16 protein-coding genes are annotated in these 20,698 nt (G+C 67.2%); 12 read left to right on the top strand and 4 right to left on the bottom strand.

Going from position 1 to position 20,698, the window contains the following annotated elements:
• Nucleotides 1-227 precede the first annotated feature (227 nt).
• Entirely contained in the window at nt 228-881 is a 654-nt protein-coding gene (locus SM116_RS17110; RefSeq protein ID WP_320942171.1) for a nucleoside/nucleotide kinase family protein, read from the top strand.
• A gap of 148 nt (nt 882-1,029) precedes the next feature.
• On the opposite strand, the gene SM116_RS17105 is transcribed toward SM116_RS17110, so the two are convergent.
• Nucleotides 1,030-3,621, bottom strand: coding sequence for a GH32 C-terminal domain-containing protein (locus tag SM116_RS17105; RefSeq protein ID WP_320942170.1), 2,592 nt, complete (start codon nt 3,619-3,621; stop codon nt 1,030-1,032).
• Nucleotides 3,622-3,858: 237 nt separating this feature from the next.
• On the bottom strand, nt 3,859-4,902 hold the full coding sequence (locus SM116_RS17100; protein WP_320942169.1) for a LacI family DNA-binding transcriptional regulator: 1,044 nt from the start codon (nt 4,900-4,902) through the stop codon (nt 3,859-3,861).
• A gap of 103 nt (nt 4,903-5,005) precedes the next feature.
• On the opposite strand from SM116_RS17100, the gene SM116_RS17095 reads away from it, so the two are divergent.
• The 6 genes from SM116_RS17095 to SM116_RS17070 all read left to right on the top strand — a co-directional run bounded on the left by SM116_RS17095 (nt 5,006) and on the right by SM116_RS17070 (nt 11,907).
• Nucleotides 5,006-6,109, top strand: coding sequence for a substrate-binding domain-containing protein (locus SM116_RS17095; RefSeq protein WP_320942168.1), 1,104 nt, complete (start codon nt 5,006-5,008; stop codon nt 6,107-6,109).
• A 67-nt stretch (nt 6,110-6,176) separates the two neighbouring features.
• A complete protein-coding gene (locus SM116_RS17090; RefSeq protein ID WP_320942167.1) occupies nt 6,177-7,226 on the top strand; it encodes an ABC transporter permease in 1,050 nt (349 codons plus the stop codon).
• Nucleotides 7,226-8,005, top strand: a complete 780-nt coding sequence (locus SM116_RS17085) for an ATP-binding cassette domain-containing protein (protein WP_320942166.1) — start codon at nt 7,226-7,228, stop codon at nt 8,003-8,005. Before SM116_RS17090 ends, SM116_RS17085 begins: the two co-directional genes overlap by 1 nt.
• Complete coding sequence (locus SM116_RS17080; RefSeq protein ID WP_320942165.1) at nt 8,002-8,304, top strand: putative quinol monooxygenase; 303 nt, start codon at nt 8,002-8,004, stop codon at nt 8,302-8,304. Before SM116_RS17085 ends, SM116_RS17080 begins: the two co-directional genes overlap by 4 nt.
• Nucleotides 8,301-9,269: a carbohydrate kinase family protein gene (locus tag SM116_RS17075; RefSeq protein ID WP_320942164.1), complete on the top strand. Its 969-nt coding sequence runs from the start codon at nt 8,301-8,303 to the stop codon at nt 9,267-9,269. The genes SM116_RS17080 and SM116_RS17075 overlap by 4 nt, the downstream gene beginning before the upstream one ends.
• 118 nt (nt 9,270-9,387) lie before the next feature.
• Complete coding sequence (locus SM116_RS17070; protein ID WP_320942163.1) at nt 9,388-11,907, top strand: glycoside hydrolase family 32 protein; 2,520 nt, start codon at nt 9,388-9,390, stop codon at nt 11,905-11,907.
• Nucleotides 11,908-12,539: 632 nt separating this feature from the next.
• Here the strand turns inward: SM116_RS17070 and SM116_RS17065 are convergent.
• On the bottom strand, nt 12,540-13,301 hold the full coding sequence (locus tag SM116_RS17065; protein WP_320942162.1) for a FadR/GntR family transcriptional regulator: 762 nt from the start codon (nt 13,299-13,301) through the stop codon (nt 12,540-12,542).
• A gap of 149 nt (nt 13,302-13,450) precedes the next feature.
• Here SM116_RS17065 and SM116_RS17060 point away from each other — a divergent pair, with 149 nt between their 5' ends.
• From SM116_RS17060 to SM116_RS17045, 4 genes are all read left to right on the top strand, one after another.
• Complete coding sequence (locus tag SM116_RS17060) at nt 13,451-14,551, top strand: enolase C-terminal domain-like protein (RefSeq protein ID WP_320942161.1); 1,101 nt, start codon at nt 13,451-13,453, stop codon at nt 14,549-14,551.
• 74 nt (nt 14,552-14,625) lie between these two features.
• A complete protein-coding gene (locus tag SM116_RS17055; RefSeq protein WP_320942160.1) occupies nt 14,626-15,924 on the top strand; it encodes an ABC transporter substrate-binding protein in 1,299 nt (432 codons plus the stop codon).
• Nucleotides 15,925-16,005: 81 nt separating this feature from the next.
• Nucleotides 16,006-16,917: a carbohydrate ABC transporter permease gene (locus SM116_RS17050; protein WP_320942159.1), complete on the top strand. Its 912-nt coding sequence runs from the start codon at nt 16,006-16,008 to the stop codon at nt 16,915-16,917.
• Nucleotides 16,917-17,867, top strand: a complete 951-nt coding sequence (locus SM116_RS17045) for a carbohydrate ABC transporter permease (RefSeq protein ID WP_320942158.1) — start codon at nt 16,917-16,919, stop codon at nt 17,865-17,867. The genes SM116_RS17050 and SM116_RS17045 overlap by 1 nt, the downstream gene beginning before the upstream one ends.
• A 385-nt stretch (nt 17,868-18,252) precedes the next feature.
• On the opposite strand, the gene SM116_RS17040 is transcribed toward SM116_RS17045, so the two are convergent.
• Nucleotides 18,253-19,245 carry a LacI family DNA-binding transcriptional regulator gene (locus SM116_RS17040; RefSeq protein ID WP_320942157.1) on the bottom strand — a complete coding sequence of 331 codons (993 nt, stop codon included), beginning with the start codon at nt 19,243-19,245 and terminating at the stop codon, nt 18,253-18,255.
• Nucleotides 19,246-19,347: 102 nt separating this feature from the next.
• Between SM116_RS17040 and SM116_RS17035 the strand changes: the two genes are divergently transcribed.
• Complete coding sequence (locus tag SM116_RS17035; RefSeq protein ID WP_320942156.1) at nt 19,348-20,691, top strand: MFS transporter; 1,344 nt, start codon at nt 19,348-19,350, stop codon at nt 20,689-20,691.
• The last annotated feature ends 7 nt before the right edge of the window (nt 20,692-20,698 follow it).

Raw genomic sequence — 20,698 nt, 5'->3', positions numbered from 1 at the left:
GGCCGACTGCACCACCGCAAAGCGCGTCGGCAACGCCGCGATGGCATCCCGCTATGCTGCATGCCAGGCGGTCACAGGCGACTTCCCTTCGCGGCGGGTTGCCGATCCCCGCGCGATCGCCGCGTGGGCAGGTGTGCGAATCGCTTCAGGATGCGCGTCACACGGAGAGCGCGATGGAGCGGGAAATGCGGCAGCCGTACCCCCGGGGCGCGCCGTAGAGTTCGAGCGTGCGAAACCTGGATACGGCGATTGCGGATCGCGCGGCGGCGCTCGCATCGCGGGCGGATCGCGTGATCCTCGGCATCGTCGGGGAGCCGGGGGCGGGCAAGTCGACGCTCGCGCTCGACGTGATGGATGCGCTGCGCGCTCGCGGCATCCCGGTCGCGTGGCTGCCGATGGATGGCTTCCATCTCGGCGACCGCACTCTTGCAGAGCTCGGACTCCTCGAACGGAAGGGTGCGATCGAGACGTTCGACGGATGGGGGTACCTCGCCGCGCTGCGGCGGGCTCTCGCGGAGCCATCTCACCCCGTCTATGTTCCCGGGTTCGAACGCACGCTCGAGCAGCCGATCGCCGCGGACCGCGTCATCCCGCCCGGCCGCGCGCTGATCGTCACCGAGGGGAACTACCTGCTCGACGACACTGCACCGTGGTCGCTCGTGCGAGATGTCGCGGCGGAGATCTGGTATGCCGACGTGCCCTCGGACGTTCGGCGCTCGCGCCTCGTCGAGCGGCACGTCGCGTTCGGGAAGGCCCGCGCGGACGCCGAGGACTGGGTCGCCTCCGTCGATGAGCCGAACGCGCGCCGCATCCGCGCCCGCCGCGCGTTCGCCGACCTCGTCATCTCCGTGGACGATGGGGAGGCGACGCCGTCGGCGTGAACGAGACGTCCGTCGGGTCGCTTCGGATGTGAGTGATCGGATGAGACGGGCCAGGCCGTGATGCGACCGGGCCCGCCTCATGCCGGGCCGTCAGCCCCGGGTCGGATCTCCGGAGCCGCGCGGGTTGAGGGCCGGAGCGCAGTTTCCGTTACCGGGCATCGCCGCTTCGCGTCCACGTCGAGGACATCTGATGCACCGTCAGGGAGACGAGCGATGCCGTACCGCCCGTGGCGAACGCGTTGATGCCGGTGCTCGCGGGATCAGGGAAGATCTGATCGGTGATCAGGACCTTGCCGTCGTTCGCGAACACTTCGACCGAGGACCAGTCGACGAGGATGTGCAGCTTAAGCTTGCCGTCCTGCAGCTTCAGCGGCGCGCGCTGCGTGTCGGCGGCGAAGGACGGGTCGAAGCTGACGTCACCTGACTTCGTCCGATCGACATAGACCTCCCCGGTGGTGGTGTCGTAGCCGATGGACGTCTGCTGTCCGTTGCCTACCCGCACGTTCAGGCCGAACGTGGTTGCCGTTCCGGGCGCCAGGACCGCGTCGATATCGGCGGTGTCGCCTCGTGCGTCGAGCGTGGCGGTGCGGTTGGGCAGACTCAGGTTCTGAACGTGCGACGAGGGCGCTGTCTTCAGCTGGTCGAGCTGGGTGACCGGCTTCTGCACGAGAACATCCTGACCATCGACGTCCTCGAGGGACAGCTCGCGCGGGATGGTCATCGCGCTGCGCCAAGGGGAGGTGGGGATGGACCCGCCGTAGTCCCAGTTGTTCATCCAGCCGATCATGATCCGCTTGCCGCCGGGAGCGTCGTTGTAGGTGACGGCTGCGTAGTCGTCCTTCCCGAAGTCGATCCAGTGCGCGCGTTGGATCACCGACTGCGCAGCGACTCCGGCAAGGCTGAACTGATCGGCGAGGATGTGTCCCCAGCCGCCCGTGTTGTTGTCGACGACCTCGATGTGAGCGGTCTTGCCCTGCAGGTCGCTGAGGTTCCAGCTGTTCCAGTCGAGGGACTCGCTGTTCGGACCCGTTGCGGTGCGCACGACGTTTCCGTCGACGATGAGCCGGACGGATGTGTCGACGGCACGCGGTGCGGAAGGCTGCGGGGAGAACATGATCTGGTCGACATTGATGTGTCCCCAGCCTCCGGAGTTCTGGTCGACGATCTGGATCGTCGCAGACTTCCCGGTGTAGGCGCTGACATCCCAGTCAGCCCAGTCCAGCGCTTCATCGTTCCGACCGGTGGCGCTTGCGACGACCTTGCCGTCCACGACGAGGTTCACCGATGTCGGGTCGGATACGCCCCAGGGATGGCGACCGCCTCCCACGAGGAGGTTGATGTAGTTGCTGGAGATCGTGAACGCCGGGGAGGTGATGCTGCCTTCAGACTGATCGCCATTGATGAAGGTGTTCACGAGCTGATTGCCGACATATCCGCTCACCTGATTCTGCCCTGGCCAGGTTCCGGGGGCGGGACCAGTGCCGACGAAGTCGCCGGTCGTCGTCCATCCGGTGCCATATGTGGGGCCTTCGAAGTCGGCGAACGTCGTTCCGGCGGGGAGCGCGTTGCCCACGACCGAGCCGGGGACGTAGGGGTGGTTTCCGCCGCCGACCAGGAAGTTCAGGTATGGCTGGTCGATGGTGAAGTTGGACGAGGTCAGCGAGCCCGTTGCTCCGTCGAACCCGTTGTAGCTGTTGGCCAACCCTGCCCCGATGTAGCCCGTCACGCCGCCCTGACCCGGAGCGTTGCCGGGTGTCGGCCCGGTGCCGAACGCGGCCCCGCTGGTGGTCCACCCGGCATCCCATGTCGCCCCGTCGAAGTCGCCCAGAGATGTCCCGGTCGGCGGGACATAGGGCGTGTCGTCCGCGGTGAAGGTCGTGCCGTCGAAGTCGCCCGTGAAGTACTGGGTGCCGGAGCCTCCGGCGATGCTCCCGGGGTTGACATTCACGACCAGAACCCACTTCTGCTTTCCGGGGTTCTGCGGGTCGGCGATCGGGAAGAGGTCTGGGCACTCCCAGGCGCCGCCCGTGGCATTGGCGGGTCCGAAGTCGCTGAGGTGAGTCCAGTGCTTCAGGTCGGCTGAGCTGTAGAACGTGACCTTGTGCTGGTCGGACAGCGCCGCTGCCATGAGCCACTCGTTCCCGGCCGCGTACCAGAACACCTTGGGGTCGCGGAAGTTGAATGAGCCGATGTCGAGCACGGGGTTGCCTGCGTACTTGATGAACGTGCGGCCGTCGTCTGTGCTGTACGCCAATGACTGTTTCTGCTGACCCGTTGCCTTGTCCAGACTGGTGTAGATGGCCACGATGGCCGGGTTCCCCGGCGTTCCGAAGCCACTCGTGTCATTCGTGTCGACGACCGCGCTGCCCGAGAACACCATCTCCTCGGTGTCCTGAGGGATGGCGACCGGGAGCTCCGTCCAGTGGACGAGGTCCTTGCTCACAGCGTGTCCCCACGACATGTTTCCCCACGTGTTGCCGGTCGGGTTGTACTGGAAGAACAGGTGGTACTCGCCCTTGTAGTAGACGAGCCCGTTCGGGTCGTTCATCCAGTTGTGCTGTGGAGTGAAGTGGAACTGCGGACGGTAGGTCTCCGTATGCGGCGCCGGCGGGGGTGTTGCCGTCGAAGCGTGCGCCGGGGCCGTGAACGCAAGCAGGGCGCTCGCCATTGCGGCGATCGCCGCGCCCGCGACCGCGTTGCGCCGCGCTCGCCTGCTCGGCCGGGGGACGGTTGAACCCATTTCTGACCTCTCCTCATTGACAACGATGTCAAGCTGCGAGAGTACGCGCGGCAACCACGCGACGTCAATGGCTCGCCGTCGTGATGCCGAACGTCGGTGGTCAGCACTCAGCGCCAGAGCTCGGTAGACGCAGTGCTCGCGGGCCGCACTGACAGCGTTGTCGCTGCCCCGGATACCGGCACGCCCCTGGATGTGCTGCATGCGGGGTGAGTCCCCACCACCGGACTCGTGCGGGAGTTACGAGCGGTGCGGTCTGATCTCGCCGGAGCCGCGCGGGATGAGGTCGACCGGGACGACGATCGATGTCGGTGCGAGCCGCTGTCCGGCGTCGAGGGAGGCGAACAGCCGCGCGGCGGCAACCTGCCCCATCTCCTGCGGGCGCTGTGCGACCACGCTGATACCCGGCTCGAGCAGATCGGCGAGTTCGAGGTCGTCGAAGCCGATGAGCGCGATGTCGTGGTGGCGGCCCAACCGGCGCAGAGCGTGCACGGCTCCGACGGTGATGAGGTTCTGGCCGCTGACGATAGCCGTCGGAGCATCCGGCATGCCGAGCAGCCGCGTCACGGCGCGCTCCGCCGCATCCCGGTCGGAGAGATCGGCGACGATCGTGGCGGCGTCGGAGGGGACGCCGAACTCTTCGAGCGCGGCGATGAAGCCGCGCTCGCGCTCCCGGGCCGTCCAGATCTCGCGACGGTCGATGAGGAGCGCGAGTCTGCGGTGCCCGAAGCCGAGCACATGTCGGGTCGCGAGCCGCGAGCCGCCGAAGTTGTCCGAATGCACCGTATCGCCGGTGAACGAGGCCGGCTCACGGTCGATGAAGACGATCGGCATCTCCGGCGGGACGAGGTCGGCGAGATACTCCTGGCTCTCCGCGATGCACGTGAGAATCAGGCCGTCGACCTTACGGCGAAGGAATGCCTCGACCGCGGCGATCTCACGCTCCGGCTCCTCATCGAGGCTCGACGCGAAGACAGCGACGTCGCGATGGACGGCGGTGTCCTCGATCGCGCGGTGGATGGTGGCGGAGAACGGGTTCGCCACGTTGCCGAGCAGGAGTCCCACGGAGCGGGTACGCGTCGTCGTGCGCCGGAGGTTCGACGCATGGGCGTCCGGCTCCCAGCGCAGCTCCTCGATCGCGGCACGCACGCGCGCGGCGGTGGCGGGTGCGACGTTCGGCTCGTTGTTCACGACGCGCGACACCGTCTTGATGCCCACCTCTGCGCGCTGCGCGACCTCACGGATCGTCACGCGGGGCAGGCGTTGGTTTGATAACGATGTCATGATTTCCCCATCTTGGCCTTGCGCTCGTGCATCCGGTGAGGTAAACATACAGCTGACACCGTTGTCATGGTGTCACACACACCACCTGCAAAGGACAGCAAAGATGCCCCTTCGAACGACTCCCCGCGTGAAGCTCACCGCCGCCGTGTCCCTCGCCGCCGTCGCAGCCCTCTCGCTCGCCGCCTGTTCATCCGGCGCGACCGGCGGCGCGACCGCTGGGCCGAACGACAAGGTCGGCGTGACGCTCATCGTCAAGACCACGACCAACCCCTACTTCGTCTCCATGGAGGACGCCGCCAAGAAAGACGCCCAGTCCGCGAACGTGGATCTCACACTTGCCGCTGGCAAGAAGGACGGCGACACCGACAGCCAGATTCAGGCCATTGAGAACGCGATCTCCCGCGGCGACAAGGGAATCCTCATCACGCCCAACGGCACTGCGGTCAACAACGAGATCGCGAAGGCGCGCAAAGCGGGCCTTTACGTGATCGCGCTCGACACCGTTCCGGACCCCGCCAACACCGTCGACATCACCTTCGCCACCGACAACTTCTCCGCGGGCAAGGAGATCGGCCAGTGGACCGCCGCCAAGCTCGACGGCAAGAAGGCGACGATCGCTATGCTCGACCTCTTCTCCGACCAGATCGTCTCCGTCGATACCAACCGCGACCAGGGTTTCCTCTCCGGCATGGGCATCACGGTTCCGGACAAGAGCAAGAACGGCTCGGAGGCGAAGACGGGCTCCTACACCGGCGGCAAGGGCGGTGAGTACGAAATCGTCGGCCACCAGCCCACGCAGGGCGCCGAGGACGGCGGTCGCTCGGCCATGGAGACCCTTCTGTCGAAGAATCCGAACATCAACGTCGTCTACACGATCAACGAGCCCGCCGCTTACGGTGCCTATCAGGCTCTGAAGGCAGCCGGCAAGGAGAAGGACGTCATCATCGTCTCGATCGACGGCGGCTGCACCGGTGTCGGCTATGTCAAGGACGGCATCATCGGCGCGACGGCTCAGCAGTACCCGTCCAAGATGGCCGCGCTCGGCATGGAGGCCATCGCGAAGATCGCCCGTGGCGGCGAGAAGCCGAGGACGAGCAACGGCCTCGACTTCTTCAGCACGGGTCAGCGCCTCGTGACCGACCAGCCTATGACGGGACTCGACAGCATCACCACGGCTGACGCGGCCAACACCTGCTGGGGCAAGTGACACCAGGGGGCGCCGGCGCAGACGCCGGCGCCCCGCATCCCTATCCATCAGAACTCGGGAGAACAGAATGTCCGCGACCGTAACGCCACCGCCGCCTCCGAACCCGCCGACCTCGTCGCTTCACCTGGCCGACGAGTTCCTCGCCCGCCAGACGCCCATGATGCGCGTGCGCGCCGTGCTGTACCGCTATCCGGCGATCAGCCCGGCGATCGTACTCGTGATCTCCGTGATCATCTTCGGCGTGATCAACCCGCGCTTCCTGGCGCCGAACAACCTGTCGCTCATCACGCAGCAGGTCGCCGTCATCGGCACCCTCGGCGTGGCCGAGACTCTCGTCATCCTCACCGCCGGCATCGATCTGTCGGTCGGCGCTGCGATGGTGCTGAGCTCCGTCGTCATCGGCAACGCGGCCGCCGGCATGGGCCTGCCCGGAGTCGTCGCACTCCTCCTCGGTCTGCTGACCGGCCTCGCCACCGGCATCATCAACGGGCTCCTCGTCACGCGGCTGAATCTGCCGCCGTTCATCGTCACCCTCGGCACACTGAGCATCTTCACCGCGCTGACGCTGCTCCTCTCGAACGGCGCGACGGTGCAGGGCGACAAGCTGCCCGACATCGTCACCTGGACGGGAACAACATTCCATCTCGGCGTCGACATCACTTTCGGCGTGCTGCTGATGCTGCTGCTCTACGTCGTCATCTCGTTCGTCCTCGCCCGAACCGCCTGGGGACGCCACGTGTACGCCGTCGGCGACGACAAGGAGGCGGCACGCCTCACCGGCATCCGCGTCAATCGCGTCCTCCTGAGCGTCTACGTGGTCGCGGGCGCCGTGGTCGCCCTCGCCGCCTGGATCCAGATCGGCCGCGACTTCGGGTCGAGCCCGAACGCGGCGGTGGACGCGAATCTCAACGCCATCACCGCCGTCGTCATCGGTGGCACGAGCCTCTTCGGCGGTCGCGGCAACGTGTGGGGCACCCTCCTCGGAGCTCTCATCGTCGGCGTGTTCCGCAACGGCCTGGCCCTCGCAGGCCTCGACGTCCTCTACCAGACCCTGGCTGTCGGCATCCTCGTCATCGTCGCGGTCTCCATCGATCAGTGGATTCGGAAGGTGCGCTAGTGAGCGACACGACAACCGAGACCCGCACGCCTGTTCTCTCGGCGAGCCGGCTCGTGAAGACCTACGGGCACGTCGTCGGACTGGACGGGGTCAGCCTCGACCTGTACGCCGGCGAAGTGCTCGCCATCATCGGCGACAACGGCGCCGGCAAGACGACGCTCATCAAGTGCCTCACCGGAGCGGAAATCCCCGATGAAGGCGAGATCCGCCTCGACGGACGGCCGGTGCACTTCCGCCGGCCGCAGGACGCCCGGGAGGCGGGCATCGAGACGGTGTACCAGTCTCTCGCGGTCTCGCCGGCGCTGGATGTCGCCGCCAACATGTATCTGGGCCGCGAGCTGCGACGCCCCGGTTTCCTCGGATCGACGCTGCGCATGCTCGACACGAAGACGATGCGCAAGAACGCCCGTGCAGAGCTGACCGAGCTCGGCATCTCCACCCTGCAGGACGTCACCGTGCCGATCGAGAACCTGTCAGGCGGTCAGCGTCAGGCGGTCGCCGTGGCGCGCGCGGCGGCATTCGGATCGAAGGTCGTCGTCCTGGACGAGCCGACCGCGGCGCTGGGCGTGCGCGAGTCCAACCAGGTGCTCGACCTCATCAAGCGCCTGCGCGAGCGCGGGGTTCCTGTCATCCTCATCAGCCACAACATGCCGCACGTGTTCGAGGTGGCCGACCGGATCCACATCCAGCGTCTGGGCAAGCGGGCGGCGACGATCACCCCGTCGTCACACACGATGACCGAAGCGGTCGGGATCATGACGGGGGCTCGGACGGCATGAGCGACGGCAAGTACCTGTACGCCGAGTTCCGGGCCACGCCCGGTGCCGGGGATGCGGTCGCATCGCTCGTCACCGGGTACGGACGGGACGTGCGAGCGGAGCCGGGCAATGTGCGCTTCGATGCGCACCGTCTGGCCGACGAGCCGGATCGGTTCTTCGTGTACGAGGAATACGCGGACGAGGAAGCGTTCGACGCGCATCTCGCGTCGCCGCACTGCGCCCGGTTCAATGAGGCGTTCGCGCCACTCGTCGTGGGCGGCGGCTCCACGCTCACGTGGCTGGAACCCGTGCCGGTATGACCTCGATCCCTCTTTCGGACACGGCTCCGGCGTCCGCCGCGGATGGGCACCCCATCCTGGTCGTCGGGGAGTCGCTCATCGACATCGTCGATCGCGGCGGTGAGCTCACCCGTCACGTCGGCGGAAGCCCGCTCAACGTGGCGTTCGGACTCGGGCGCCTCGGCATCCCGACCGTCTTCGCGACCGAGTTCGGCGACGATGAGGACGGGGACGACATCGTCCGCCATCTCGCGTCGGCCGGTGTGCGGATCGAGCGGACGGATGCCGCAGACCGGCGCACATCGTCCGCCCGCGCCCTCATCGGTGCGGACGGATCGGCCTCCTACGAGTTCGACCTCGAGTGGGACTTCACACTGACGCCGGTCGTCTCAGACGTCATCGCCGTGCACGTCGGGTCGATCGGAGCCCTGCGCCCCCCCGGCGCCGACCGCGTGCTCGCGCTCGTGGAGGCACTGCCCGAGGATGTCCTCGTCACCTTCGATCCCAACATCCGTCCGGCGCTCGTTCCGTCCCGGCAGGAGACGCGGGTGCTCGTCGAACACTACGCCGCCCGCGCCCCGGTCGTGAAGCTCAGCGACGAGGATGCTGCGTGGCTCTACCCGGACGGGGGTGTGCCCGAGAGACTGCTCGCCTGCGGCGCCCGCCTCGTCGCCGTCACCGCAGGCGCCGAAGGCAGCACGCTCCACACCGAGGGTGCGACGGTCCATGTGCCGGCCCGGCCCACGCGCGCGATCGACACCATCGGCGCCGGGGACGCATACATGACGGGGCTCATCGCCGCGATCGTCTCCCGTCTCGGCGTGCGTCGTGTGCTCGCCGAGACCCTCCAGCCGGCCGACCTCGCATCGATCGGGCACGTGGCCGCCGTGGCGGCGAGCATCACCGTCAGCCGCGCAGGTGCCGTCCCCCCGACCGCCGCAGAACTGGAGCGCGCGCTCAGCGACAGCGCGCCGGCACCCGCCTGACAGCCGTTGCGCGCGCTGCCCGACGTCGGCCTGCGCCTCTTGACTCCGCGGTTTCCGCCGCGGCATCCGGGACCGGGTTCTGGTCCTCTCCCTCCACCCATGAAGGATGGTCACGTCGATGACGACACTTTCGAAACGCCGGACACTGATCGCGCTCGCCGCGGCCGTAGGGTTGGCCGCGGCAGGGGTCGCACCCGCATTCGCCGAGGCGGCGCCGACAGCCACGCAGTCCGCGTCTATCGCGTCTCCGTCCCCCTCCCCGTCCGCGGGCGACGGGCGGCCCGTCTACCACTACGCGCCGGCGCAGCACTGGATGAACGATCCCAACGGGCTCATCTACACCGGAGGGAAGTACCACCTCTTCTACCAGTACAACCCGCTCGGGAACACGGGCGGCAACGCGTCGTGGGGGCATGCGGTCAGCACCGACCTCGCGCACTGGACGGAACTGCCGATCGCGATTCCGATGGACGCGACGGAAGAGGTGTGGTCGGGCAGCGTCGTGAACGACGAGTCGAACACGAGCGGACTCGGAACCGGCGGGCACGGCCCGCTCGTCGCGGTCTACACGAGCGCGGTGAAGGCCACCGGCGTGCAGCGCCAGTCCATCGCGTACAGCAACGACAGCGGGACGACGTGGACGAAGTACTCCGGCAACCCCGTGATCGACATCGGCTCGCACAACTTCCGCGACCCGAAGGTGTTCTGGTACGCGCCGGCCCACGAGTGGCGGATGATCGTCGCCCTTTCCGACCAGCACAAGGCCGCGATCTACGGCTCACCGGACCTCAAGAGCTGGACGGAACTCAGCGAGTTCGGCCCCGACGGCGTCGCGAGCGCCGTCTGGGAGTGCCCTGATCTCTTCCCGATGCAGCTCGACGGGAAGAAGGACCAGACGAAGTGGGTCCTGACCGTCAACGTCGCGGGCAAGGCGGAGTACTTCGTCGGCGACTTCGACGGCAAGACGTTCACGAACAGCGAGGGCGCGTACACGCCTCCGACGGGATCCGTGCTGAACGACTTCGAGGGCGCGACCTACGGCGCGGGCTGGACGACGACCGGCACCGCGTTCGGTGACGGCCCCGCGCGTGACACAGGCGTGACCGGGGCGATCGGCACCGGCTACATCGACACGTTCCACGGCGCCGACGCCGAGACCGGCACACTCACCTCGCCCACATTCACGATCGATAAGGGCTATCTCAACTTCCTCATCGCCGGTGGGAACCACCCGTACGTGCCCGGTGGATCCACGGCGCCGCCCGCCGGGGAGGTCTTCCAGGACTTCGAGGGGACATCCCTGCCGGGCTGGACGGGAACGGGAGCCTTCGCCGGCATCGCGCCGTCACACGAGACGCTGAGCGGCCAGGTCGGAACCGGCGTGCTCGACACTTTCGGCAGCGGCGACGCCTCGACAGGGACGATCACTTCGCCGTCGTTCACCGTCACGCATCCGTACATCGACCTGCTCACAGCGGGCGGCAACCACCCCTGGGGCCAGGCGAACCCCACCTCGGTCAACCTCGTGGTGAACGGGCAGGTCGTCGACAGCGTCACCGGCAACGGCACCCCGAACATGGACTGGGTGCACCTGGATGCGTCGAAGTACGTCGGCCAGCAGGCGAGCCTGCAGGTTGTCGACGACAACGACGGCAGCACCGGATGGGGGCACTTCATGGTCGATGAGATCGTGTTCGCCGACACGATCGCACAACCGTGGAACACCGAGACCGGTGTGAACCTCCTCGTAGGCGGGCAGGTCGTGCGCAGTGCGACAGGCAATGACGGCGGAGGCCTCGACTGGGCGAGCTGGGACGTCCGCGACCTGCAAGGCGCGCAGGCGCAGCTGCAGTTCGTCGACCTGAACACGGGCGGATGGGGTCATCTGATCGCCGACGAGCCGACGCTCGCCGACGTACCGGCCCAGAGCGCAGTTCAGCGCGCCCACTGGCTCGACAATGGTCACGACTTCTACGCCGCCGTCACGTACAACGACGCGCCCAAGGGCCAGCGCATCGCGATCGGGTGGGTGAACAACTGGGACTACGCGAACGCGATCCCGACATCTCCGTGGCGTGGACAGCAGTCGGCGCCTCGCATCCTTTCCCTCCAGACGGTGGACGGCAAGCCACGAATCGTGCAGACCGTGGCACCCGGTATCGACGCGCTCGCGGTGAACCGCGACGCGCAGAGGGCGAAGTCGGGGCCGATCGCCGGGACGCGGGCGCTCGGGATCGGCACGACCACGGGATCGGCCCGTGTCGACGCCGTGCTGACGCCGGGTACCGCGGACACGTTCGGACTGCAGCTGCTGCGGTCGGCAGACGGCACGCAGAGCGTGGATCTGAAGTACGACACACGCACCAGCACGTTGAGCCTCGACCGCACGCACAGCGGCAACACGGGCTTCAACCCGGCCTTCCCGGTCGTCGACAGCGCGAGGGTCGCGCTCGATAAGGGGCAGCTGAACCTGCGGATCTACGTGGATGCGAACTCGATCGAGGTCTTCGCGCAGGACGGCCGCGTCGCGATGACGCAGCTCGTGTTCCCGGATGTCCGAAGCACGGGCATCGCGACGACCGCGACAGGTGGCACCGCTCAGCTCTCGCAGCTGACGGTCACGCCGCTCGCGCGCTGAGAGACCGCGGCTCCGGTCGTGCCGATCCCGAGTTCGCACGACCGGAGCCGCCACCACTTCCCGGGTCCTTCCTTCTTTCAGGCTCTTTGATTCGGCCTTCACAGCGGTTGATCGCGACAGTGTGGCGAAAACTGCGGACCTCCGCATGATTCCGGTGCGCTGTCCCACGCCGTTAAGGTCTTCGCAGCTGTTGCTCGCGGGAACGCCGTGAGAAGAAATGAAGACAATCGTGCGTGTGCGAGCACCGTCGGACCCTGCTCAAAAGGAGGCACCGGCGCCACCGAACCGCGTGAAATCAACGAAGCAGCGGCCAACGCGACTGAACTGACCGTTCTGCCAGAACAAGTCAAATCCCTCCGTCTCCGCCACTTCCCCTCGCAAGGATCCGCGTGATCTGAGTGGACATCCAGCGTGATCGCTGCGGAGCTGTGGCAGAGCATCCGCTGGATCGCCGTCACCGTCGCGCCGGATCGAACCGCGAGCGATGCAGCGGTGCGTCGGAGTTCGTGAAGAGTCATCGGGGGCGAGCCCGGCCGTGAACCACGACTTAGAGCCCCGTGAGTCTTCGAGAGTTCGGCTACCCGGAACATGCTCGAACACGACCGCTGCCAGCCAAGGGTGGTCGATCGTTTTCAGCCGGATCTTGGTGATGACAGCGCTTCATCGTGACCCTGCGTCGTGGGCGCTGAGATCCATCTTTCGCGGATGTGGCGCCCGAGGGTGTCGACGGCGTCATCGACGCAGCCCTCCCGGAGCGCGTTGTAGATGGCCCAGTGATCGCGGTTGGCGCCGTCGTACATGGCGCGCGGCTCGCTCCTGACGCGTTCCGGCGCGGGCATCTCCTCGACGAGCAGCTTCACAATGCTCGACTTCAGCTCGTTCCCCGCCCTCGCCCGGTAGGTCCCGTGGAACGCGTGGTCCGCGTCCCCCAGCTCCGCAAGGCCGGTGGCGGTGTCCATCGTCTCCAGATACTCCCGCATGGCGGCGAAATCGGCCTCCGTGAGGTGCGCGGCGGCTTGCCGGAGGAGGTCGCATTCGAGTTCGGCGCGCAGTTCCGTCGCGTCGTCGGTCAGGCGTGAGCCGATGTCGTAGGCGAGGGCGACGCGCAGGACTCGGGGGTCGAGGATGCTCCACAGGCCTCGATCTCGCACGATCGTGCCGTCGCCCTGGCGGATCGAGACGAGCCCCGCCGTCTCCAACGACTTGACGGCCTCCCGGACGACGGGCCGGCTGACGTCGAACTCCGCGACGAGCAGTGGCTCGGCCGGCAGTGGGGTGCCCACGGGGTACGCCCCGGACACGACGCGGCGCAGCAACTCGTCGGCGATCGACGTGCTCAGGCGCTTTGGGCGGCGTACCGGTGATCCTGCGTACGTGGTCTCCACCCGTGGCATCGGCACCCCTCCCTTCGGTTCCCCTGGGAAGAGGCTACCGTCTACGAAACATGAAACGAGTGATGTATTGACACTTGCCTTGCCAAACATCAAACGTGTAACGTCTGTCCTATCGCATCCACGCCGGGATGCCGACGAGGAAGTGCTCAATGAAGATCACGCACATCGAGGTGCACGCGGTGTCCGTTCCGCCGGTCGACCCCCCGTTCCGCTGGCGCGCAGGATTACCCGGCAGCGCCGAGTACGGGCCGAGCGAAGGCGTAGTGCTGCGGGTCGGCACGGACGAGGGAGTGGATGGAGCGGCATTCTTCTCGCGCTTGGGTGCTCGTGATGTGGTCGGGCATCTCGTCGAGCGCGTGTACCGGCCTGAGTACCTCGGCAAGGACCCACTGCTGCGGGAGTGGCACTATGACCGCATGTGGGAGCTCGACCGCCTGCACGAGTTCCCGCTCCCTGTCTTCGGACTGATCGACATCGCCCTGTGGGATCTCGCGGGTCGCGCGGCGGGCCTGCCGGTGTGGAAGCTGATGGGCGGCATGCGCGAATCGATTCCCGCGTACGCGTCCACGGTCACGTTCGACACGACCGAGCAGTTCCTGGATGTCGCGTCCCAGTGCATCGAGCTCGGCTACCCGGCGATCAAGCTCCACGCATGGGGCGATGCGAAGCGGGATGCGGCGCTGTGTCTCGCGCTGCGGGAGCACGTGGGGGACGAGATGGACCTCATGTACGACGGGTCGGCCGGGTTCGATCTGCCGGATGCCATCTACCTGGGTAAGGCGCTGTCGGATGCGAACTACCGGTGGTACGAGGAACCCATGCGCGAGTTCAGTGTGAACGCCTACCGCGAGCTGGCCCGCGCGGTCGACGTGCCGCTGCTGTCGGCCGAGACCTCGGACGGCGCATATATGAACAGCGCCGACTTCATCGCGGCCGGAGCCGCCACGTTCGGGGTGCGCACGAGTGCAGGGCTTCGCGGCGGGATGACGGGCGCCATGCGCACCGCGCACCTCGCCGACTCGTTCCGCGTCCGCGCCGAAGTCCATGGGGGAGGCGTGACGGCCGAGCACCTGTGCATGGCCATCTCGAACACGACGTACTACGAGTCGCTCGTCACCTCCACCGCGGTCACGCGTGAATCCGTGGTGGACGCGGACGGACTCCTGCACGCTCCGACCGAACCCGGCATCGCGCTTCCACCGGGCCTCGCCTACCCCGAGGCCGTTCGTCATCTCGCGCGGGCTGCATAGGCGCAGCCCGGCAGTCATCAAGAAAGGCAATCATGCACCTCCCACAGAAGCGTTGTCTCCGTCAGGGGGCAACCGTGCTCGCAGCAATCAGCGCGCTCGTCGTTCTCGCCGGCTGCGCGAGCGTCACGCCCACGAAGGCGAGCGATGTCAGCGGCTTCACGCCGGTCGCGCAGGACGGGAAGGCGGCGTTGAACGTCCTCGTCGATCCGACGCGGCAGGCCGCGGTCGAGGCGTATCAGAAGGCGCACCCGGATGTGAAGCTGACGGTGGAAACCTTCGACGGCACGGGGCTGCAGGCCAAGATGTCGCTGTACGACAAGTCCGGATCCGGGTGGCCGGATGTGGTGTTCTCGCCGGCGACGAATGATGTGGCGTGGGCGTCGAAGTCCAGCGGCAGCGGGGCGCAGCCGTATGCCGCGCCTCTCAACCAGAAGCTCATCCCGCAGTCGACGCTCGACGGATGGGCAACGGGGTCGCTTGCTCCATGTCAGTCGAACGGGAACACATACTGTCTGCGCAACGACCTCGCACAGACGGTGACCTGGTACAACAAGACACTGTTCGACCAGTGGGGATACGCCGTCCCGAAGACCTGGGAGGACTTCCAGGCGCTGGGCTTGAAGGTCGCCAAGGAGCACCCCGGGTATCTCGTCGGCCAGTTCGGCGACCCGAACGCGCTCGATGTGTACTTCTGGGCGAGCCGCTGCCCGGCCCAGGAGACGACGGACAAGCCCGACACCCTGAAGGTCAACACGTCGACCCCGGAGTGCACGAAGATGGCGAAGCTGCTGGACACCCTGCTCGACGCAGGAGTCATGGGCAAGCAGAGCTACTTCGAGAAGGGTCTGGACGGGTCGAAGGTGCTGATGGCAGTCGGGCCGTCATGGTTCGGCAAGTACTTGTTCGACGCGACTTACAAGACTCCCGCGGGCCGGATCGGCGTCGCCGACCAGCCGCAGTGGGCCGGGGAGTCGACGGCGTCGAACGGGAACGTCGGCGGCGGAGTCTGGATGGTCTCCTCGCACTCGAAGAACCTGAAAGCGGCGACGGATCTCGTCACCTGGGCGACCAGTGACGCCGGCTTCCAGAAGTCGGCGCCCACGTACCCGGCGAACAAGGCGGCGGCGACAGCCTGGCTGACCAACCCGGAGAACATCGCGTACTTCGCGACCGACGTCAAGGCGCCGCTGCAGACGGCGGCTGACCAGGTGTGGAAGGGCTGGGCGTTCGCGACCTTCTCCGACCAGGATCCGTTCAAGAACGTCATCCTCACCGGCATCAACGCGGGCAAGAGCGTGACGTCGCTGCTGCCGGACTGGCAGACGGAGATCACGAACACCGCGAAGGCAGCCGGCTACAAGGTCGTGCAGTAGCGGCACCGTGGATGCGTCCGTGCGAGACGGCGTCACCGCCTCGCACGGACGCACCGCTCCTGATCAGAGAGGCCTGCACCCGTGAGCACACACGCGCAGTCGGCGAAGCGCTCGCTCTCGCCCGAGCGCAGCAACAAGGCCGGCTACCTGTTCGTCGCCGGATACACCATCCTGCTGGTCGCATTCGGGGTCGTCCCCACCGTCTACGCCCTGGCACTCGCGTTCACGAACGATCAGTGGCAGTTCACCGGGCTCGGGCAGTTCATGGTCGTGGTCACCGACTTCCGGTTCGCGCGCTCCATGGCGAACCTGGGCGCCTACATCGCCCTGTGGCTGACCGCGATCGTTGTGTTCGCCGTCGGACTGGCGCTGATCCTGCGCAACCGCGTGAACCAGCGGATGTCGGTCTTCTGGCGGTTCCTCTTCTACCTGCCAGGCGCCCTCGCCGGGGTAGCCAGTGCTCTGGTGTGGATGTTCATGCTCTCGCCGCAGGTGAGCCCGGTCGCCCCGCTGCTGCACGCGATCGGCTGGACGGATTTCGGCACGATCGTGCAGCCGCAGAACCTGCCCGCCATCTTCACTGTGATGGCGTTCTGGGTCGGCGCGGGTGGCTGGATCATCATCATGTACGGCGCCGTGAACAACATCTCCGACGAAGTCATGGAGGCCGCCAGGATCGACGGCGCGTCCTCGTGGCAGCTCGCATGGCACATCCAGATCCCCATGATCCGGCAGTGGATCGTGTACATGGTGATCCTCGCGTTCGCCGCGGGCACGCAGATCTTCGTCGAGCCGCAGATGCTGGGCGTCGCCAGCAAGCAGGTGGACATCACGTGGTCGCCCAACCAGCTCGCCTACCAGTTCGCGTTCGGACCGATGTCGAACGCGAACGCCGCGGCCGCACTCTCTGTGCTGCTGCTCGCCGTCGGGCTGGTCGTCGCGGTGCTGCTGGTCACCCGTTCCGGGCTGTTCACCGTGGAGGCGGAAGACTGATGAGCGAGACGCGCACCCTGATCACGGCCGGTCGGACGGATGACTCTGCGCGCCGCTGGTCCGTCATATCCGCCGTTCGCCGCCGCCGCCTCTCGCCCGGAGGGGTCCTGGTCTGGTTGGCCCTGATCGCCTTCGCCGTGTTCTTCGCGCTGCCGATGGTGTGGCTGCTGCTCGCACCCACGAAGACCGCATACGACCTGGAGCACACCTTCCCGTTCAGCTTCGGATCGTTCGCCGCCGTCGGCCAGGCCTGGCAGCACCTCGCCGCCTTCCAGGGCGGAATCATCTATCAGTGGTTCGGCAACTCCGCCCTGTACGCATTCGGCGGACTCGCCCTGTCGCTGATCTGCAGTGTCCCAGCAGGATACGGGCTCGCGCTCACCCGATTCCGGGGGCGCAAGCTGCTGCTGATGGTGACGCTGATCGTGATGATCATGCCGGCGACCACCCTCGTCATCCCGCTGTTCCTCGAGCTGAACGCAATGAGACTGATCGGTACCCCTCTGGCGCTGATCCTCCCGTTCGCGTTCTTCCCGTTCGGCGTGTACCTCACCTACATCTACTTCTCCACCAGCCTGCAGCGCTCCATGCTCGAGGCGGCCCGTATCGATGGTGCCACCGAGGTGCAGATCTTCTTCCGCATCGCCCTCCCGCTCGCCCGCCCCATCATCGCCCTGGTCGCCTTCTTCAGCTTCGTCGCCAACTGGCAGAACTTCTTCCTCCCCTACCTCGTCATGCCGGTCAGCACGCAGCAGCCCATCCAGGTGGGACTCAGCCAGCTCATGGCCTCGTCCGCGACGTTCAACCCCGGCGGCACGGCGAACCTGGGGATCGAATCACCCGAACTCGCGCTCGCCATCCTGCTGTCGGTCATCCCCGTCCTCGTCCTGTTCCTCTTCGCCCAACGCTCCCTCGTCGCCGGCATGTTCGCCGGCGGCACCAAGGGATAGGCCGTCTGGGCTCGCCTTGTCGCGGGGCGTCGCAGGAAATCGGCCGCGTCGCGGAGACCCTCGCGCGAGATGCGGTTCCGGCGTCGCCCGCGGCCAGAAGCTGGGTTTCGCGGTCGAGACGATCGGCGCGAGCGGAGGCGCCGCGGTCTGGCGGGTGACGATGTCTGCGAGATCGACGCGGACGGGGGCCTCGTCCGGGGGAGCGCTTTGGGGCGAACGAACAGAAACCAGTCTGAGCGAGCCTCACCAAACGCACGCGAACGCGACTCATGGTGCTCACGAGCCCGCGTGAAATCAATGAACTGGCGGTCAACCGCATCCAGTCCGGCGTTCTGCAGAAGAGTTCGAATCCCTCCGTCTCCGCCACATGAATCCCAGGTCGGCGTCAGCTCGTCTCGCGGACGACGAGGTGGGCGTCGGTCTCCGGGCCCGCCGAGGGCGGGGGTGAGCCGGTCGCAGCGCTCAATGCGAGGTCGGCCAGATAGCGGCCGAGTCCGGCGCTGTCGATGCGCACGCTCGAGAGGGATGGGACGAGGAGCCGGGCCACCGGCGTGTCGTCGTGGCCGACGATCGCGAGCTGGTCCGGGACGCGGATGCCGGTACGCAGCGCGGCGCCCAGAACGAGGGCTGCGATGTCGTCGTTGTAGCCGACGACGCCGTCGACTCCGATGCTCGCCCATTCGGCGACGATGGCCAGAGCGTTCTGCTCGGTGAGGGCAGCATCCGCGACGAAGGCGGTGTCCGCGTGGTCGGCGAGTGTGCGGGATGCCAGCGCCCGCCGTTGATCGACGAGGTCGGCGACGCGCGGGTCGGGGGAGCCGGCGAAAGCGAGTCGGGTGCGGCCGCGTTCGAGGAGATGCTCGATCTGAAGACGCGGACCCTCCGCGTAGCCGAGTTCTCCTGACGACCCGGACTCACCCGCGGCGGTGGGCGGGATGATGTGCTGCACGCCGCTGGCGCGCATGTCCTCGAGCCGACCGGCATCGAACGGGGTCATGCCGATGACCACGTCGGGCCGGAGCGTCTCCCACAGCGGCTGCGCCTGACCGCCGGGGTGGGGAGTCATGGTCACGAGGGAGTATCCGGCCTCGTCCAGTGCGAGCGATGCCTCGTCGAGGTGGCTGCGCATGCTGTAGTCGAGCGGCCAGTCCGGCAGCACCAGCAGGATGATGCGACTCCGGCCGCTGGCGAGCGCTCGCGCGGCCGTGTTCGCGCGGTAGCCCAGGCGCTTGGCCTCCGCGAGCACCCGCTGGCGGGTGGCCTCGGGGATCGTCTGCCCGGGAGTGTCATTGAGGACGAAGCCGACCGTTGCCCGAGACAGGCCGAGCGAGCGCGCGACATCCGCGGCGGTAACCCTCTTGACGGTCGCTGCCGGCATCCGATTCTCCCCATGACTTGCGCGCGCTAGTGACCATACCGTAGCATCCTCTTCATTCACTAGCACGCGCTAGCGTACCCGATACGACAATGGAGTCCCCGTATGCCGACCCCGAGCAACGACGAACCGCTCGTCACCCCGCGTCCCGCCGCCGTTCCGATGCCGGTCGTCGACGCCACCACTCTCGAGGAGCTCGCCGAGCATCCCGGCGCAGACCTGCCGAAGGTCGGTGCCCGCTACATCTGGTTCATGGTCCTGGCGCAGTTCGGCGTCTTCATGGCCTTCATCACCCCCATCGCGATCTCGCTCGCGATCCGCGTCCAGGGTCTCGCGCCCGGCCACGCGGAGTACCTCGGCTACATCACCGGCGCCGGCGCGCTGTTCGTGATGCTGAGCTCCCCCTTCATGGGGGTGTGGAGCGACCGCACGCGCACCCGCATCGGCCGTCGCCGCCCGTTCATGATCGGCGGCATGGTCGTCGGCGTGATCTCCCTGGTGTGGATGGCTGTCGCCCCGTCCGTCCTGCTGCTCGGGGTCGGGTGGGTCCTCGCGCAGTGGGGATGGGGCACCGTGCTGAGCAACCTGCAGATCTCCACCGCGGATCGGCTCCCGGAGTCGCAGCGCGGCAAGGTCGGCGGCCTGACCGGCTTCGCAACGCAGATCGCACCCGTGTTCGGTGTCGTGATCGCACAGTTCTTCACCTCTGATGCTCTCCTGCTCTTCCTCGTCCCCGGCGCCGTGGGTGTCGTCCTGGTGACGCTGTTCGTGACTCTCGTGCACGAGGACGACAGCCGCGGGCTGCCGAAGGACCAGCTGACGCTCGGACGGCTTCTGCGCAAGTACGTCTACAAGCCGTCGCGCTTCCCGGACTTCTCCTGGAACTGGCTCGGGCGCTTCCTGTTCTATTTCGGTCTGACGCTGAACACGACCTTCACGGCCTTCTTCTTCGCCGAGCGCCTGGGCGTCACCGTCGACAAGGTGGCCGGCGTCATCGCCGCTCTCGGGGGGATCGGCGTGCTCGCCACGACCGTGGGCGCGATCGGCGGCGGCTTCCTCTCCGACCGGCTCCGCAGGCGCCGCGTCTTCCTCGTGCTCGGCGGTGCCGTCATGGCCGCGGGCATGACGACCATGGCCCTCTCCACCTCGCTGCCCCTCCTCGTCACCGGGTCCCTCGTGGTGTCGGTCGGAATCGGACTCTTCGCCGCCGTGGACCAGGCCCTGCTGCTGGACGTCCTGCCGGAGAAGGACACCGACGCGGGCCGCTTCATGGGCATCACCGGCTTCGCCACCTCCATCCCGCAGTCGGTCGCCCCGCTGGTCGCGTCGGCGATCCTTCTCATCGGGGTCACCGGAGGCCAGAAGAACTACACGCTGCTCTTCCTCGTCGCCGCGGCCCTGGTCCTTCTCGGTGGTCTCGTCATCCTCCGCATCCGCTCCGTCCGCTGATTCCACG

Origin of the sequence: Microbacterium rhizosphaerae (assembly GCF_034120055.1) — a bacterium.
In the GTDB taxonomy this organism is placed as follows: domain Bacteria; phylum Actinomycetota; class Actinomycetes; order Actinomycetales; family Microbacteriaceae; genus Microbacterium; species Microbacterium rhizosphaerae.
Note: the sequence above shows the minus strand (reverse complement) of the source record. Positions and strands in the feature narration are given on the sequence as shown.